This window comes from Arthrobacter zhangbolii (genome assembly GCF_022869865.1).
Lineage (GTDB): Bacteria > Actinomycetota > Actinomycetes > Actinomycetales > Micrococcaceae > Arthrobacter_B > Arthrobacter_B zhangbolii.
The window spans coordinates 885,983-902,330 of record NZ_CP094984.1; the positions used below are offsets into that span (position 1 = coordinate 885,983).

Here is a 16,348-nt window from a genome sequence, read left to right on the forward strand (position 1 = left end):
GGGCCACCCCGCCGGCCAAACCTTGAAGGGAATTCAATGCGAACCACACCACGAGCACTTCGCCTTCCGCTGCTGGCAGGCGCCGCCGCTCTCGCCCTGGCACTGTCCGCCTGCGGCGGCGGAAGCGAGGGGGCGGCCGGCGAAGCGCCTGCCGCTGACGCCCTGGAACAGGCGGAAGGGGTAACCGAGGTCAATTTCTGGCACTCCATGGACGGCACCAACGGTGAAACCCTGGACAAGCTGATCGCAGAGTTCAACGCTGCCAACGAGGGCAAGGTTGAAGTCAAAAGCGTCTACCAAGGTGATTACGACACCACCATCACCAAGTACAAGGCTGCGGTGCAGTCCAACAGCACGCCCAGCATGGTGCAGATCTATGACATCGGCACCCAGTTCATGATTGATTCCGGCGCCGTACTGCCCACGCAGGCGTTTATTGACCGGGATGAATATGACGTCTCGGACCTGCAGCCCAATATTGCCGGCTACTACACCATCGATGACGAGCTGTGGTCCATGCCGTTCAACACCTCCATGCCGGTGCTCTACTACAACAAGACCCTCTTCGAAGCAGCAGGCCTGGACCCGGAGACGGCGCCGGCAACGCTGGATGAAGTCGGGGATGCAGCCAATAAGCTGTCCAAGGTCAACGGCGGCCCCGCCGAGTTCGGCTTCAACGCCGCCATTTACGGCTGGCTGCTGGAGCAGGAAATTGCTGCCAACGGCGAGCTTTACTGCGGCCCGGACAACGGCCGGTCAGGCGAGCGGGCCGGCGAATACACGTTCAACAATGACACCGCCGTCCAGTTTGTCGACTGGTGGAAGGAACTGGTGGATACCGGGGTAGCCGGCAACACCGGCCGGGTCACCGCAGACGCGCAGAATGCCTTCAAGAGCGGCACCATCGGCATCACGCTGGAATCCACAGGCGCCCTGGGCGGTATGCAGAAGGCAGCCGACGAACAGGGCTTTGAGCTCGGCGTGGGCTTCTACCCGAAGATCGAGCAGAACGATTCGGGCCCCATCATCGGCGGAGCGTCGCTCTGGGTCTCCGACGAGGGTCACTCGGAAGCGGAGAAGCAGGCTTCCTGGGAGTTCATGCAGTTCCTCGCGCAGCCGGAAAGCCAGGCAACCTGGCACACCGGCACCGGCTACTTCCCGATCTCCAAGGCTGCGCTGGACGAGCCGAAGGATGTGGAATGGCGCGAGCAGCACCCGCAGTTCAACGTGGCCGTGGACCAGCTGGAAGCCACCGAGCTGACGTCGGCCACCCAGGGCTGCTCTGCCGGCACCATGCCGCAGGCACGGGAGGCAGCAGAGAACGCCCTCGAAGGTGCACTGCTTGGCGGGGACAGCAAGTCCGAGCTCACGGATTCGGTGACCGAGCTGAAGGTTGAAGTGGAGAACTACAACAACTCGGTGAAGTAACTTATCCAGGCCGGACGCCCCCGGCCGGAGTCAGCAGGACCCGCGGCACAGACATTGTGCCGCGGGTCCTGCTGCGTTGGCGGGATTCGCATCCACCGACGGCATCCTGACATACTGTTGGTAAATCTCTGCAGAAGGTGGTTCCCGCATATGACCCCCCGCAAACTCTTCCGCGCACTGGCCTTCGCGGAGGCGGTGACCTGGACCCTGCTGATCGCAGCCCTGGTATTCAAGTACGGCTTCGACAATGAGAGCTTTACGCCCATTGCCGGCGGCCTGCACGGTTTTGTCTTCCTGGCCTACGGTGTGGTCACCCTGTTTGTCTGGGCGAACCAGAAGTGGCCGGTACGCACCGGCATCCTGGGCCTGGTCACCACCGTGATCCCGTGGGCGACCATTCCGTTCGAAAAGTCGGTGGACCGCCGCGGACTGCTGGACGGCGGCTGGCGCATGGCGCCGGGCGGCGAAAAGCCAACCAACACCGTCGACAAGGTTGCCGCCCTGGTGCTGCGCCGTCCGATAGCCGCCGGCGCCGTGGCGCTGGTGGCCGTGGCCGTGGTCTTCAGCGTCCTGCTGATCCTGGGTCCGCCCATCCCGAAGGGCTAGCTGAGGCCCGGCGCCGGGGGAAGTCCTCAGACGGCTCCGGGCTTCGTTCCCTGCCGCAGCCGGCGCCGTCCGGGCCGGTTGGAGGCGTCGCCGCGGTACGCCGTCGTCGCCGTGGCCAGGATCAGGACGATCAGTGCCGCGCAGCCGATAATCACTGAGACCATCGCCATCGCGCCGCCGCCCAAAAGGCCTACCAGCGGGCTGATGAGTCCGGCCAGCCCCACCTGCAGGGCACCGATCATGGCGGCGGCACTGCCGGCCATGTGGCCGTAGTCGGCCAGGGCCAGCACCGAGGAGTTCGCGGCAATAAAGCCGTGCATGGCCAGTACCAGCCACAGGCCGGCGGTCAGGCCCGCCACGCCGCCAAGGCCGGTCACCAGAATGACCGGCAGCAGCACCGCCAGGCCCAGCAGCACAATCACGGCAACCCGCAGAATGCCCATGGGGGAGTACCTGCCCACCAGCCAGGCGTTGAGCTGGGCGGAGATCACCATGCCGACGCCGTTGATGGCGAACACCAGCGCGTACTGCGCGGGGCTGAGCCCGTACTCGTCCTGGAAAACAAAGGGCGATCCCACCACGTAACTCATGATCACCGCCATGCCCAGGCCGGGAATGACGGCCAGTGCGAGGAACCTGCGGTCCCGGAACAGGACCCGGAAGCCGCTGAACGTGCTGGCTCCTGCCTTGGTCCTGCGCCGTTCCGGCGGCAGGGTCTCGGGCATCCACCGGAGCACAATCGCCCCGAGGACGACGCCGATCAATGCCAGCGCGAGGAACACCGCCCGCCAGTTCCACAGGCCGGACACCGCCTGGCCGATGGACGGTGCCAGCAGCGGGGCTAGCCCGATTATCAGCATCAGCCGCGACAGCATGGCCGCGGCGGTGGAACCGGTGAACCGGTCGCGGACCACGGCCAGCGCCACCACGCCGGCGGCGGCGTTAAAGAAGCCCTGCAGCAGCCGGAGGACAATCAGGGCGCCGATGTTCGGGGCCAGGAAACAGGCCAGGGAAACAAGAACGTGCAGGGCGATGCCGATGATCAGCGGCAGCCTGCGGCCGAACCGGTCCGAGAACGGTCCGATCACCAGCTGTCCCACTGCGGCCCCGAGCAGCGTCCCGGACAGGGTGAACTGCGCTGCGGCGGCACTGGTATGCAGGTCCTCCGCCACCTGGGGCAGTGCCGGCAGGTACATGTCCGTGGTGACTGCCGGCAGCGCGGCCAGGGCGCCGAGCATCAGGATGTACTTGATGCTGGTGCGGCCGCCCGTGCGTGCGGGCCGGGCGGAGGCGTCGGCTCCAGATGAAGTGGAGCCGGGCGGTACGGTTTCGGGCGGTGTTTCGCTCACTCGGCACTCCTGGTGCGGTTACTGTCGGAACGGAAAAAGCTATGGATGCCGGACTCCGGTGCCGGCCAGGACGGCCCGGTACCCTTCGCGGAACGTGGGGTAGGCGAACTCGAATCCGGTGCCGAGCAGTCTCCGGTTGCTGATCCGGCGGTTGCCGCCGCGGCTGCTTCCGGAGTCGGACGGGGCGGGAAGCTCCGTACGGAGTTCGGCGGCCAGGAACTGCAGTACATCGGCCAGTTCCACCGGCTCCTCATCTACTCCAACATAGAGCGGGTCCGGATGTGAAACCTGTGTGCTCAGATGCACTATGGCGGCGGCTGCATCATCCCGGTGAATACGGTTGGTCAGCCGGGTCCCAGCGGGGACGACGGCGGTGCCTGCGGACACGGTATCGATCAGGCGGGTGCGTCCGGGTCCGTAGATGCCGGCCAGGCGCAGCACCACGGCATCGGGGCGGCGGTCGTGGAGGAGCCGCTCGGCTTCCAGGATCACTTCACCGGTCACCGAGGCAGGATCCGGCGGGGTGTGCTCATCCACCTCGCCGCCGTCGGCGTCGCCGTAGACCGCGGTGGAGGAGACAAACAGGATGCGCCGGGGCCGGACGCCGTCGCGCTCCAGGGCGTCCAGCACGTTGGCGGTCCCGTCCACATAGGCGGCCCGGTAGGCCGCTTCGCTGCGTTCGCCGGCGGCCACGGCAATCACCACTACGTCGGTGCCCGCGGGAATCCGGGGCAGTTCGCCCGTCCTGCCGGTCAGGTCCGCGGCCTGGCCGGTAATGGGAGCGGGGAGGTTTTCCGGGGAGCGCCGCCAGCCGAGCACGGAAAAGCCGGCTGCGGCGAACCGCAGGCCTGCTTCCGTACCCAGATCGCCACATCCGGCGATCAGGACTCTCACGTAGTTACTCGGCCAGAGCGGAGATGACGGCCTTGGCCACATCTTCGCTGGACTGGGGATTCTGGCCGGAGATCAGGTTGCGGTCGCGGACCACGTAACTGGTCCAGGCCGGTCCGGTCTCCACTTCGGCGCCCTTGTTCCGCAGGACTTCCTCCACGAACCAGGGGGTGTTCTCCCCCGTGCCGCCGTTGAGTTCTTCCTCGTCGGTGAAGACGGTGACCTTGCGGCCGGCGAAGACAAAGTCGCCGTTGTCGGTCTCGGCGCTGAGCAGGCCGGCCGGGCCGTGGCAGAACGGGGCAATGATCTTGCCGGCGGCGTCGGCCTCGGTGAGGATCCGGCCCAGGTCCTTGTCGAAGGCGAGGTCACTCATAGGTCCGTGCCCGCCCGGCATGACCACGGCGTCGTACTCGGTCAGGTCCGCGTCAGCGAGCACCAGCGGGTTGGACAGCTCGGCGTCGATAAACGCAACGTACTGGGTGAAGGCTGCGGCCTTTTCGGCGCTGCCGGCGGACTCGGGGGCCAGGGATACCTGGTCCACGGTGGGCTTGGCGCCGCCCGGGGTGGCGATGCGGACGGTGTGCCCGGCTTCGCGCAGGACGCGGTGGGACTCGACGAGTTCCTCGGCCCAGTAGCCGGTGGGATGCTCGCTGCCGTCCCGCATGGTGAGGGAATCGGCGGCGGATACGACCATCAGAATGTTAGCCATGTGTTGTGTCTCCTTGGTGCTGTGGAAAAAAGATAAGAGGCGGGAAGGTTACTTGGCGTCCGCGGCTGCGGCGGCACCGGCGGCGTCGAGCTCCGCGAAGGTGGCGTCGTCGAGGGAGATGTTCGCCGCTCCCAGGTTGTCTTCGAGGTGGGCTATGGAGCCCGTGCCCGGAATCGGCATCATGACCGGCGAGCGGCGCAGCAACCAGGCCAGGGCTACCTGCGATGTGCTGGCACCCAGGCGCTTGGCCGCTTCATCCACGGGGCCGCCCTGCTTCGCCAGTTCGCCGGCGGAAATCGGTGCCCACGGAATGAAGCCGATGCCGTTGTCCTCGGAGTACTTCAGTACGTCCTCGGAGGAACGGTCGGTGAGGTTGTAGCGGTTCTGCACCGTGGAAACGGTGAAGAACTTCGCGGCAGCCTCCAGGTCTTCAACGGAGACCTGGGACAGGCCGAGGGCCTTGACCTTGCCCTCCTGCTGCAGGTCGCGCAGTACGGCGAACTGCTCGTCGCGGTCCACCTTGGGGTCGATGCGGTGCAGCTGCAGCAGGTCCAGGGAGTCCACCTTCAGCTTGCGCAGCGACAGTTCGGTCTGCTGGCGCAGGTACTCCGGGCGGCCCACCGGCACCCAGACATCCGGTCCGGTGCGGACAAAGCCGACCTTGGTGGCGATGCGCACGCCGTCCGGGTAGGGGTAGAGCGCTTCGGCGATGATCTCTTCGCTGATGTTCGGGCCGTAGGAATCGGCGGTGTCGATGAAGTCGACGCCCAGCTCGACGGCGCGGCGGACCACGTCAACGGCGGTGCCGCGGCTTTCGGGCTCGCCCCAGACACCGGGTCCCACAATCCGCATGGCGCCGAAGCCCAGGCGGTGTACGGTGCCGAGGTCCAAGAGGTCGATGGTGGGGGACAGGGCGGGTGAAGTATCCGTCGTATCAGTCATGTAAGCGCCAACGTGCCGTGCAGCCGGCTTATTCCTCAGCAGGCTTACAAGCACCGCGGGGGATACCCTTGCAGCGAGGGGGAATTGCCGCGTGAGTGCAACGAAGTGCAACGTCGAACGGAATCTGCGTGCCGGAATGGTGCTGCTGCCGGCAGGAATGTGCGTCCTGTACTTCGGGCAGGCCCTGGCCGAAGCATTGGCCTTCTTCCTGCTGGGGGCAATCTACGGCGCCCTTCTGTATCGGGTGGTCAACCTGTCGCAGCGGGCCTTTATGGTCATGGGAGCCCCTGCATTCCTGCTCATCCTGGGAAGCCTGATACTGCTTCGGCAGGACGTGGGAATCCCTGCGGCGGGTCCGTGGATTTTGGGCTTCATTGCCGGTGGCATCACGGGCGGATATGTCTGGCTTGGCCCGCGGGCCGGAGCGGAGTTCCGCCGGAAAAACCCGCGCCGCCGCAATGCAGAGGGCAGCTATCCGGGAGGCTGGCAGCCGGCGGCCGTCAATGCCGTGAGCGCTCTGCTGCTGCTGGGGCTGGGGACTGCCCTCTTCCTGCTCGCATCGCCCACGATCGAGGTGGGTGCGTGCCTGGTCGGCGGGGTCCTTGCGGGGTGCGCGCTGATGCGTTGGCCAAAGACCCCGGAGCAGAGGTTCCTGGCGTCGCTTGCCCTGCCGGTACTGTTCCTCGTGTTGCTCCTGGCTGGTCAGACCGTTTTTGGGCTGGTATTTGGTTTCGGAGTGTCGGCCGGTGTCCTCATCGGCGGGCGGTTCTGGACCGGTCCCCGGTTCGGTGAGCCGCGACCGCCCATGAGCGGCCAGGGACCGCGGCGGCGGAAGAAACGGCGTCCCAAGCCCCGGCCCGAGGCCGCGAAGAAGGCCGGGAAGACGGCTGCGCGGTAATCCGCTCTGCCGCCAAGGACATGCCTTGTCCGCAAAGGGGGTTCCGGGGCTGTTCGGGCCGGTCTAGCGTGGCGCCATGGACTGGAGAATCGAACTTGTACCGGTGCCGGTGTCCGACGTCGACGCCTCCAAAAACTTCTACGTGGACCAGGTGGGCTTCACCGCCGATTTTGACGAACGGGTGGATGAGAGCCTGCGGTTTGTGCAGCTGACTCCGCCGGGATCAGCCTGCTCGGTGGTGATTGGCCCGGGCACCACGGACATGGTGCCGGGGACCCAGCGGATCCAGGTGGTGGTGCCCAGTGCGGCCGAGGCGCGGCAGCACCTGGTGGATCACGGGGTGGCCGCCAGCGAGATTACCCCGCTGGATTGGGGAACCTTCGTGTATTTCAGTGACCTGGACGGCAACCAGTGGTCGCTGCAGGAGCTCCCCGCGATTCCGCCCACGCTGCCGTCGGAGTCCTAGCGGCCGTCTGCCGGGCGCCGCTTCTTCCTAAAGCTCCGCCGCCACGGCGTTCAGCACCTCGGTCAGATCGGCCTTGCCCTGGCCGTAGTCAAAGATGGTGGTGGCCAGCTGGGGTGTGCTGGTGGCGAGGACCCGCGTGGTCCCGGCGTCGATCGGCTCGAAGCTCAGGACAATGTCCTCGCCGAAGCTCTTCCACGTGGTCCCCGCCGTGAGTTCCGCCCGTTCCATCCAGATTCCGGTAACGGTCATCCGCGGAAGCCTGTAGGAAGCGCGTTCGACGGCGGCGGGCAGTTCGGCCACCGGCGCCTGGACCACCAGCTCGCCACGGGCACGGGCCCGTTTCGAGGTGACGTTGAGACTGATTGTTTTGGTGTTCCCCATAGTCATGCATCAGAGAATAGCGCAGGCCGCAGGCACCCGCAGCGGAGGCTGAAACTACCTGCTTGCCGGCTCAGGCATACCAATGACGGGGAGTATGTTTGAAGATGGTCAGACAATGCGGGGCCGCCGTCAGGCCGGCCCCGCAACAGGCCGTTGACAGTACGCCGAAGGGCAACCAATGAAGATTGCACTTTTCGCCACCTGCATAGTGGACGCGATGTACCCCTCCACGGCGCGCGCCACCGTGTCCATCCTCGAGCGGTTAGGCCACACCGTGGTGTTCCCCGCGGGACAGGCCTGCTGCGGCCAGATGCACATGAACTCCGGATATTTCCCGGAGGCCGTGCCGGTGGTCCGCAACCACGTGGAAGCCTTCGAAGCGGAGGATTACGACGTCGCCGTGGCACCTTCCGGCTCCTGCGTTGCCTCCGTGAAGCACCAGCACGCGATGCTGGCCCGCACCATTGGCGACGCAGACCTGGAAACCCGTGCCAACGCCGTCGGCGCCCGGACCTATGAGCTTTCCGCGCTGCTGACCGATGTCCTGGGCGTCACCGATGCCGCCGCGGAACTGGGCTCCTGGTATCCCCACCGGGTGACCTACCACCCCAGCTGCCACGGTATGCGGCTGCTGCGGCTGGGAGACCGGCAGGCGGACCTGTTGCGCACGGTGGAGGGCCTGGAACTGGAACCGCTGCCGCAGGCGGACCAGTGCTGCGGCTTCGGGGGAACCTTCTCGATGAAGAACGCCGATGTCTCCTCGGCCATGCTGGCGGACAAAAACGCCAACATCGCCGCCACCGGAGCCGGGCTGTGCACCGGGGGAGACGCATCCTGCCTGCTGCACATCGGCGGCGGACTCTCCCGGCAGGGCAGCCCCATCTCCACCCTGCATTTCGCCGAGATCCTCGCCAGTACGCGGGACAACCCGGCACCAGCACCGGACCGGATCGGCAGTGCCGCTGGCATCAGCGGAAAGGCCGGCCGATGAGCTCCACCTATCTGGGTATGCCGGGACGGCCGGTTTTCGGAGACGGCAACCTGCACGCCACGGAAGCGTTTCCCACGGCGGCCCGGCGGGAACTGGGCAACGCCCAGCTGCGCGCGAACCTCGGCCATGCCACCCACACCATCCGGGACAAGCGGCTGCGGGTGGTGGCGGAACTACCGGACTGGGAGGAGCTGCGGGACGCCGGAAGCGCAATCAAGGAATCCGTTATGGCGCGGCTGCCCGAACTGCTGGAGGAGTTCGAGGCGAACTTCACCGCCCGGGGCGGGAAAATCCACTGGGCGCGGGATGCCGCTGAAGCGAACAAAACCGTGCGGGACCTGATCCGCGACGCCGGTGCGGACGAAGTGGTCAAGGTCAAGTCCATGGCAACGCAGGAAATCGGCCTGAACGAATACCTCGAAGAGCAGGGCATCGCCGCGTTCGAAACCGACCTGGCGGAACTGATTGTCCAGCTGGACCATGACAAGCCCAGCCACATCCTGGTCCCCGCCATCCACAAAAACCGCACCCAGATCCGGGACATCTTCCTGCGGGAAATGCCGGACGTGGATCCCGGCCTCACCAACAACCCGGCCCGGCTGGCCGAAGCGGCCCGCGTGCATCTGCGCCGGAAATTCCTGTCCGCCAAAGTTGCCGTTTCGGGCGCCAACTTCGCCATTGCCAAGTCCGGAACCCTCGCCGTCGTCGAATCCGAAGGCAACGGCAGGATGTGCCTGACCCTGCCCGAGACCCTGATCACCGTGATGGGCGTGGAGAAGCTGCTGCCCTCCTGGCAGGACCTGGAAGTTTTTATGCAGCTGCTGCCGCGTTCCTCCACGGGGGAGCGGATGAACCCGTACACCTCGCTGTGGACCGGGGTGACGGAAGGTGACGGACCGCAGAACGTGCACCTGGTGCTGCTGGATAACGGACGCAGTGCAGCCCTGGCCGATGAAATGGGACGGTCCGCCCTGCACTGCATCCGCTGCAGTGCGTGCATGAACGTCTGTCCTGTCTACGAGCGCACTGGCGGGCATGCTTATGGCTCCACCTATCCCGGTCCCATCGGGGCCATCCTCTCGCCGCTGCTCACCGGGATTACCTCCGAGGAGAACGCCTCGCTGCCCTACGCCTCCTCGCTGTGCGGCGCCTGCTACGACGCCTGCCCGGTGAAGATCAACATCCCCGAAATCCTGGTGCACCTGCGGGCCGAGGACGTGGACAGCAGACGCGGAACCAGGAAAACCCCCGGGCAGATGGACGTAGCCATGAAAGCGGCGTCCTGGGCCATGGGCGCGGGCCGGCGTATGGCCCTGGCGGAGAAAGCCCTTCCGCTGGGGAAGCTGGCGGCCGGTCCGGACAGGAAAATCAAAAAGCTTCCCGGCATTGCTGCCGGATGGACGCAAAGCAGGGATATCCCCGCACCGCCCGCACAGTCCTTCAGGGACTGGTGGGGGAAGGAACGCGGGAAGTCCGCCCCAGGGGAGAATGCCCCCACCATCACCAGGCAAAAGGAAAAGGAATGAGCGCCCGTACCGAAATCCTGGACCGGCTCCGGTCGGCTCTCCATGATGCACCGGCAGCTCCGGACATTCCGCGCCATTACCGGCACGAATCCGGCCTGCCCGGGGATGAACGCATCGAACTGCTGCGCGACAGGCTGCTGGATTACAAGGCCGGCGTCTGTGTAGTGGATGAGCCCGACGTGCCGGCCCGCGTGGCCGAACTGCTGGGGAAGGGCACCACCTACGTGGTCCCGCCGGGACTGGAGGAAGCCTGGACCGCGCTCGCTCCCGGCCGCATCACCGATTCTGCGGAGGAACCGCTCTCCGTTGCTGAGCTGGATGCTGCGGACGCCGTGGTCACCGGATGCGCCGCAGCCGTCGCGGAAACCGGGACCATCATCCTGGACGGCAGCCCCGATCAGGGACGCCGGGCCATCTCCCTTATCCCGGATCACCACATCTGCCTGGTCCGTGCCGGTGACATTGCAGGTGTGCTGCCCGAAGCCCTGCGCGGGCTGGACGGTACCCATCCGCTGACCTGGATCAGCGGTCCCAGCGCCACCAGCGACATTGAGCTGGAACGGGTGGAGGGCGTCCACGGCCCGCGGACCCTCGACGTGGTGATTATCCGCGTGTGAGGAACGCGCCCGGGCTAGAAGGAGCCGGAGCTGCCTGAACCCGAGAAGCTGCCGCCGCTGCTCCCGTAGCCGGTGGTGCTGGAGGTGTCCGAGCGCACCGAGCTGATCTCGGCTGTACCGTTTTCCAAATCCGTGTTGAACGTGGCCACTGAGTAGAAGGCGTAGTACGGAAAGACCGTGTCCAGGATGCCGGGCCGGTAGCCGTCCCTACGGCCGGGCCGCCGGGCGCCGTCCTGCTCGAAGGCGTTGCGCAGAAGCTCGCGTTCCTTCTCATTCTTCGCATAACCGGCAATCACGGTTTCGGAGTGGTTCCTCAGCAGATCGGAAAGCTCGCCGCGGGCCGACCGCAGCCGGTCCAGGGCCGTTTCGGGACTGATGGATCCCTCCGACAGTTCCGCAGCCCAGGAGCGCAGGTCCTGGCGGACACGGGTGCGGAAGGCGGTCAGTGCTGCGGCGGTGGCGGAATCCTTTTCTCCCGTCTCGGACTGAAGCAGATCATCGAGCCGGTCCAGGTCTTCGTTGAACGGGCTGATCTGGCGGTCCCAGGCCCGCTCCCATCCCGGCGCCTTGTTCAGCAGGGAATTGGTATCCGCAATCACGTCATCCAGGCCGTCAAGCTCCGTGGCGGTGTCTGCGTATTCTTCGATCACGGCCGTACTGCTGCGTTTCCGAAGGTCCTTCGCCGTCAGGTCATGCGCGGCATTGTTCTGCTGGGTGGCCTTGGCATACCTGGTCATAAAGGTCCGGTACTGTTCCAGGACCTTGGCTCCGTACGTGGAATCCGCAGGAATGGTGCGGGCATCCACCTCGGTGGCGTCCAGATCCCGGGTGACACTGGAATACGCGGCGTCTGCGGTCTTCAGGAGTGCGGCATTCTTCGTGCCGCGGCGGCGCCGGAGTCCGACGGCGGTGCCGGCTCCGGCCAGTACGGCGGCACCTCCTACGGCGGAGGCTCCGATGAAGACGGGACTCGCGTACCAGGGCCGGTTGATACGTTCGGCGGCCTCTTCGACGGCGGCAATCGTGCCGTCCGTCCACTGTGCTTCGCGGAAAAGGTCATTGACCTCTTCCCGGATGTCTTCCTGCTGGTCCAGGGGGATCTTCCGGTCTTCGCCGAAATAGGTGCCGGTATGGCGGCCCACCGGGTCCAAGGCAAAGATGAACAGCCCGTCCGCCCACTTCTGGCCGTCCCCGCTGATCCACTCCGGGTGCTCGGCACGGGCGAAGTTCAGCACATCTTCATTGATGTTTGCCTCTTTGCTGCCGTTGTAGGTATACACGGCCACCGTGGTGGGTTCACGGAAATCAATGTCCTCGAGGGCAGGCAGCAGGGTGTTGGCGTCGAGCACCCCTGCGGTGTCCTCGACGATGACCTCCTGCGGCGCCACGGCCGAGGCAGGCGCGGCGCCGAAGGCAAGCATGGTCAGCAGGAGCAGCAGGACAGAGAGTACGCGGCGCACGGGCTTTCCCTCCGGGTCTGAGATGTAATGCCCACGAGCGTAGCGGCTGGTTGTGCGCGCCGCGACCTGTCGGGGTAACAAGGCCCCGGCAACAACCCCGCGGTAACGACCCCTGCGGCAACAACTCCGCGGCGGCGTCTCCGGACGGCAGCGCCTTCCCGGTTAGGCGTTGAGCAGGATCCTGGCGCGCTTACGGGCCGGGGCCGGTACCGGCGGCAGTACCGGGAGTGGATCCGCAGCCGGGGCCTGAGCCCGGGTGACCGTAGTCAGGAACCGGACCGTCTCACGCAGCGTCTGCAGGGCCTCGGGCCGATGCAGCCGGAACTGGTATTCATGGCCGAGTACCGGTTTGTGGTCCCGGGGCCAGAACCCGCGGGTTACCGGAACCCCGAGCGCCTCCAGCCGGTCCGCCAGGGGAACGGATTGGCTTGCCGTCAGCGGATCCCCGTTGCCTGCGGCAATATAGGTGGGCGGGAACCGGGCATCCACATGCTCGAAGATGGACATGTGTTCTGCCGCCTCCGTGGCTGCCCAGTCCTTGGACCCGGTATAGGCCCAGAGCGCTTTCCTCAGGCCCCACCCGAACGTGCCGCTGAGGCTGGCTACGGACTGAAAATCGTAGACCCCGCAGTGAAGCAGGATGCCGCGCAGATGCTCGGGTGCAGCGGCGGGGGAAATGCCGGTCCGGCGGGCATAGGCGGGATTGGTGATGCCCAGGGCCAGCTGCGCAGCCAGCTGCGCTCCGGCGGAGTCCCCGGCCAGGACAATCCGGTCCGGATCCAGGCCGTATTTATCTGCGTGTTCCCGCAAATACCCCAGCGCCGCGTTCAGTTCCCTGACTGCCGTGGGGTAGCTGACCTTGGGGGAAACGGAGTAACCGACGCCCACCACGGCATAGCCGTAGCCGGCCAGGACACGCAGATACGGCTCCACGTCCTTTTTCGACCCCGAGATCCAGGCACCTCCGTGGATCCAGACCACCAGCGGTAGCGGTTTGCTGGCGGACGCAGGCAGGAACAGGTCAAGGGTTGGGTTGACGGCGGCACCCAGATAACGAAGTCCCTGGTGCCCGGTGATACTTACGTGGGGAAGATGCAGCCGCGGGCGCGGATACTGCAGTTTCCCTGCGCCGGAGAAAACACTGCGGATGAGCAGGGCCGAGGGGCGGGGGTCCCGCTGCAGGGTGATGGCAGCTACGGTTCCGGCAACGGCGGCTGCCCCGGCAAGGACCCCCGCTGCCGCTGGAGAGAGGATCTTCACGATTTCAGGCTAGGACGGCCAAATGAGCACGTTTTTCGGCATTCGCCGCCAGCACGCGGTTCTGTCCTACGCGCCGGGACGCATCTCACGGCCTCTGGTGAGGCGGCTTACCGGTGTACGGCGGACCCACGGTGTCCGGGGGCGCGAGGGGATCGGGGGAGTGATGCCTTCAGCTAGCCGGCCGTGACCTCATCGGCACTGCGTTCGCGATGGTGACGAACGTAGCCGGCAGTTGCCACGGCAATTGAAATAGCGGCAGAGATTGACAGTCCCAGCCAGAGGCCCACCTTCAGTGCAGCGGCCCCGGCCACGGCTCCGAGCATAATCAGAGCGATTGCCAGGGCGCGGCGCAGCCAAAACCGGCTGTTGCCGCCGGCGAGCCGGGAATCGGAGGCCAGACCGGTGATGGTGGAGGTCACCACCACCGTGGTGATCTCGGCAACTGCCAGGCGCTTGGCCGTTGCAGCCTGGACGCCCATGGCAGTGGCTAGCGACGACGTCGTTATGCCGCCGAGTACCTCGTTGCCCTGGACATCGGCCAGCAGGGAGAAGACGGCCAACGCGGTAATGACAGCGGCCACCACGATCAGCGCAACCGAGGTCCGCGAACTCCAGCCCTGGGGCCCCTTGCGCAGCATGCGCCCGGCCAGGGCGGCACCGAGCATAAAGAAGATCAGCGCCAGCACCGGCCGGAGGACCGGCAGGCCGGTCCCGCCGGCAAACGCCATGCCCAGGAGCACCACGTTGCCTGTCATGTTTCCGGTGAAGACCTGGTCCAGGCCCAGATATCCGACGGCGTCCACCACTCCGGTGGAGAAGGTCAGGGCCAGCATCAGCCACAAATGCACCCGTTCGGTAGGCACGGCGTTCAGTCGCTTCACGGGCGGGCTGTCTCCTCAGGCAGGTGCCCGGCCACCTCTGAACACGGCCGGGCAGGAAGTCCGATTGTATGCAAATGGGACCGTATGGGTGCAAAGATTCCCCTGACACTCTTCCGGCAGAAAGCGATCCCGTGACCTTCACTCCGCCCGCGTCCTTTACTACCCGCCCCACGCTGCAGGGAACGTTCGGCATGAGTGCCTCAACCCACTGGCTGGCCACGGCCTCCGCGCAGGCTGTGCTGGAGCGCGGTGGCAACGCCTTCGATGCCGCGGTGGCCGGCGGGTTTGTGCTGCATGTGGTGGAACCGCACCTGAACGGTCCCGGAGGCGATATGACCGGTGTGTTCGCCACAGCGGACAATCCCGGACGTCCCGTGGTCCTCATGGGGCAGGGGCCTGCCCCCGCCGGCGCCACGCGTGAGCATTACCTCACCGAAGGCCTTGAGCTGGTGCCCGGCGCCGGCGCCCTCGCCGCGGCGGTTCCGGCGGCGGTGGACGCGTGGCTTCTGCTGCTCCGCGACCACGGTTCCTGGGAGCTCGGCGAGGTGCTCGCCTTCGCCGTTGATTACGCCCGCAACGGCCACCCGGTGGCGGGCCGGGTGGGAGCAACCATCCAGGCCGTGGCAGAGCTGTTTACCGACCACTGGCCCACGTCCGCGGCGCAGTGGATGCCCGGGGGAAGAGCGCCCCGGGAAGGGGAAATCATCCGTAACCAGGCGTACGCGCAGGTGCTGGAGCGGATGGTGGCTGCCGGCGCGGGGGAATCCACCCGGGAAGGGCGGATTGATGCCGCGCGGAGGGAATGGCGTGAAGGGTTCGTGGCCCGGGCCGCCGTCGAATTCCTCGCCGGACCGCACCGGCATTCCTCGGGGACGAACCATGCAGGTGTCATTTCACTGGCCGACTTTGCCGGGTTCGAGGCGTCCTTTGAACCTGCCGTGACATTCAATTTCCGCGGCTACACCATCGCCAAGACCGGTGCCTGGGGGCAGGGCCCGGCGCTATTGCAGACCTTGGCCATCCTGGCAGGGTTCGGGGACGAAAGGCTGGACCCCTCCACCGCCTTGGGTGCCCACACCATCCTGGAGGCGCAGAAACTGGCCATCGCGGACCGGGAAGCCTATTACGGAGATGCGCAGGTTCCGCTGGAGCACCTCCTCAGTGAGGACTACGCGGCCGCCCGGCGGACGCTGATCGGTGATACTGCGTCCCACGAGTTCCGGCCCGGCACGGTGCCCGGCCGCGTGCCCTTCATGCCGCCGCTGCGCACGGAGTACCAGCCACCGGCAACCGACGGCGGCGGCTTTGCCGGGGTGGGCGAGCCGACGGTGGCGCCCACCGGGGAAGTGCGGGGCGACACCTGCCACATCGACGTGGTGGACCGGTGGGGAAACATGGTGTCCGCCACCCCGTCCGGCGGCTGGCTGCAGTCCTCACCCACCATCCCTGAACTTGGTTTCTGCCTGGGCACCCGGCTGCAGATGACCTGGCTGGAGGAAGGCGCCCCGTCCACCCTGACGCCGGGCAAGCGTCCGCGCACCACGCTGACCCCCACACTCGTGCTGCGGGACGGCCATCCGGTCTCCGCGCTGGGGTCCCCCGGCGGAGACCAGCAGGACCAGTGGCAGCTGCTTTACCTGCTGCGCACCATTGTGGGCGGGTACACCCCGCAGCAGGCCATCGACGCGCCTGCCCTGCACACCACCTCCATCCCGGGATCGTTCTGGCCCCGTACCTGGACTCCGGGCGGGGCAGTGGTGGAGGGCCGGCTGGGCGGGGACGTCATCGCGGAGCTCGAAGCGCGCGGCCATGTGGTGAGCAGGGCTGGGGACTGGTCGCTGGGGCGCCTCTCCGCAGTGACGCGTGAACCGGGAACCGGCCTGCTGCAGGCTGCCGCGAACCCCCGGGGAATGCAGGGATACGCCGCAGGACGCTGACGACGC

Annotated in this window: 16 protein-coding genes; 8 read left to right on the top strand and 8 right to left on the bottom strand. The window is 66.5% G+C overall.

All coding sequences use genetic code 11. The annotated features are described in order from the left end of the window. Positions 1-36: 36 nt before the first annotated feature. Both MUK71_RS04155 and MUK71_RS04160 read left to right on the top strand, forming a co-directional pair. On the top strand, positions 37-1,428 hold the full coding sequence (locus MUK71_RS04155; RefSeq protein WP_227904043.1) for an ABC transporter substrate-binding protein: 1,392 nt from the start codon (positions 37-39) through the stop codon (positions 1,426-1,428). 150 nt (positions 1,429-1,578) lie between these two features. After that, complete coding sequence (locus MUK71_RS04160) at positions 1,579-2,034, top strand: DUF3817 domain-containing protein (RefSeq protein ID WP_227929623.1); 456 nt, start codon at positions 1,579-1,581, stop codon at positions 2,032-2,034. 26 nt (positions 2,035-2,060) lie between these two features. On the opposite strand, the gene MUK71_RS04165 is transcribed toward MUK71_RS04160, so the two are convergent. Genes MUK71_RS04165 through MUK71_RS04180 form a run of 4 tightly spaced genes read right to left on the bottom strand, consistent with a single transcriptional unit; the run spans position 2,061 to position 5,925 of the window. Then, positions 2,061-3,383 carry a multidrug effflux MFS transporter gene (locus MUK71_RS04165; RefSeq protein WP_227929624.1) on the bottom strand — a complete coding sequence of 441 codons (1,323 nt, stop codon included), beginning with the start codon at positions 3,381-3,383 and terminating at the stop codon, positions 2,061-2,063. Positions 3,384-3,422: 39 nt separating this feature from the next. Next, complete coding sequence (locus tag MUK71_RS04170; RefSeq protein WP_227929625.1) at positions 3,423-4,277, bottom strand: SDR family oxidoreductase; 855 nt, start codon at positions 4,275-4,277, stop codon at positions 3,423-3,425. Positions 4,278-4,281: 4 nt separating this feature from the next. Then, positions 4,282-4,983 carry a type 1 glutamine amidotransferase domain-containing protein gene (locus tag MUK71_RS04175; protein ID WP_227929626.1) on the bottom strand — a complete coding sequence of 234 codons (702 nt, stop codon included), beginning with the start codon at positions 4,981-4,983 and terminating at the stop codon, positions 4,282-4,284. A gap of 48 nt (positions 4,984-5,031) precedes the next feature. Beyond that, on the bottom strand, positions 5,032-5,925 hold the full coding sequence (locus tag MUK71_RS04180; RefSeq protein WP_227904051.1) for an aldo/keto reductase: 894 nt from the start codon (positions 5,923-5,925) through the stop codon (positions 5,032-5,034). Positions 5,926-6,016: 91 nt separating this feature from the next. On the opposite strand from MUK71_RS04180, the gene MUK71_RS04185 reads away from it, so the two are divergent. Both MUK71_RS04185 and MUK71_RS04190 read left to right on the top strand, forming a co-directional pair. Next, complete coding sequence (locus tag MUK71_RS04185; RefSeq protein WP_227929627.1) at positions 6,017-6,823, top strand: hypothetical protein; 807 nt, start codon at positions 6,017-6,019, stop codon at positions 6,821-6,823. 76 nt (positions 6,824-6,899) lie between these two features. Further along, complete coding sequence (locus tag MUK71_RS04190) at positions 6,900-7,289, top strand: VOC family protein (RefSeq protein ID WP_227904055.1); 390 nt, start codon at positions 6,900-6,902, stop codon at positions 7,287-7,289. 27 nt (positions 7,290-7,316) lie between these two features. Here MUK71_RS04190 and MUK71_RS04195 read toward each other — a convergent pair whose 3' ends face one another. Continuing rightward, positions 7,317-7,676 (bottom strand): hypothetical protein, encoded by a 360-nt coding sequence (locus MUK71_RS04195; protein WP_227904057.1) that lies wholly within the window; start codon positions 7,674-7,676, stop codon positions 7,317-7,319. 172 nt (positions 7,677-7,848) lie between these two features. Between MUK71_RS04195 and MUK71_RS04200 the strand changes: the two genes are divergently transcribed. From MUK71_RS04200 to MUK71_RS04210, 3 genes are read left to right on the top strand one after another with little or no spacing between them, the layout of a single operon-like run. Next, a complete protein-coding gene (locus MUK71_RS04200; RefSeq protein WP_227929628.1) occupies positions 7,849-8,661 on the top strand; it encodes a (Fe-S)-binding protein in 813 nt (270 codons plus the stop codon). Further along, the gene (locus MUK71_RS04205; protein ID WP_227929629.1) at positions 8,658-10,187 is read left to right on the top strand and encodes a LutB/LldF family L-lactate oxidation iron-sulfur protein; all 1,530 of its coding nucleotides are present in this window, start codon (positions 8,658-8,660) and stop codon (positions 10,185-10,187) included. Before MUK71_RS04200 ends, MUK71_RS04205 begins: the two co-directional genes overlap by 4 nt. Then, positions 10,184-10,804 (top strand): LutC/YkgG family protein, encoded by a 621-nt coding sequence (locus MUK71_RS04210; protein ID WP_227929630.1) that lies wholly within the window; start codon positions 10,184-10,186, stop codon positions 10,802-10,804. The genes MUK71_RS04205 and MUK71_RS04210 overlap by 4 nt, the downstream gene beginning before the upstream one ends. A gap of 14 nt (positions 10,805-10,818) precedes the next feature. Here the strand turns inward: MUK71_RS04210 and MUK71_RS04215 are convergent, their stop codons facing one another. The 3 genes from MUK71_RS04215 to MUK71_RS04225 form a co-directional block, all read right to left on the bottom strand. Further along, entirely contained in the window at positions 10,819-12,264 is a 1,446-nt protein-coding gene (locus MUK71_RS04215) for a DUF5129 domain-containing protein (protein ID WP_227929631.1), read from the bottom strand. Between the two features lie 162 nt (positions 12,265-12,426). Continuing rightward, on the bottom strand, positions 12,427-13,524 hold the full coding sequence (locus MUK71_RS04220; protein WP_227904069.1) for an alpha/beta hydrolase: 1,098 nt from the start codon (positions 13,522-13,524) through the stop codon (positions 12,427-12,429). A gap of 173 nt (positions 13,525-13,697) precedes the next feature. Next, a complete protein-coding gene (locus tag MUK71_RS04225; RefSeq protein WP_227929632.1) occupies positions 13,698-14,405 on the bottom strand; it encodes a YoaK family protein in 708 nt (235 codons plus the stop codon). A 131-nt stretch (positions 14,406-14,536) separates the two neighbouring features. Between MUK71_RS04225 and MUK71_RS04230 the strand changes: the two genes are divergently transcribed. Further along, positions 14,537-16,342, top strand: coding sequence for a gamma-glutamyltransferase family protein (locus MUK71_RS04230; protein WP_423724635.1), 1,806 nt, complete (start codon positions 14,537-14,539; stop codon positions 16,340-16,342). Positions 16,343-16,348 lie beyond the last annotated feature (6 nt).

Coding starts and splice junctions, on each gene's coding strand:
- MUK71_RS04155 (WP_227904043.1), top strand. CDS start 37: ATGCGAACCACACCACGAGCACTTCGCCTTCCGCTGCTGGCAGGCGCC.
- MUK71_RS04160 (WP_227929623.1), top strand. CDS start 1,579: ATGACCCCCCGCAAACTCTTCCGCGCACTGGCCTTCGCGGAGGCGGTG.
- MUK71_RS04175 (WP_227929626.1), bottom strand. CDS start 4,983: ATGGCTAACATTCTGATGGTCGTATCCGCCGCCGATTCCCTCACCATG.
- MUK71_RS04180 (WP_227904051.1), bottom strand. CDS start 5,925: ATGACTGATACGACGGATACTTCACCCGCCCTGTCCCCCACCATCGAC.
- MUK71_RS04190 (WP_227904055.1), top strand. CDS start 6,900: ATGGACTGGAGAATCGAACTTGTACCGGTGCCGGTGTCCGACGTCGAC.
- MUK71_RS04195 (WP_227904057.1), bottom strand. CDS start 7,676: ATGACTATGGGGAACACCAAAACAATCAGTCTCAACGTCACCTCGAAA.
- MUK71_RS04200 (WP_227929628.1), top strand. CDS start 7,849: ATGAAGATTGCACTTTTCGCCACCTGCATAGTGGACGCGATGTACCCC.
- MUK71_RS04205 (WP_227929629.1), top strand. CDS start 8,658: ATGAGCTCCACCTATCTGGGTATGCCGGGACGGCCGGTTTTCGGAGAC.
- MUK71_RS04210 (WP_227929630.1), top strand. CDS start 10,184: ATGAGCGCCCGTACCGAAATCCTGGACCGGCTCCGGTCGGCTCTCCAT.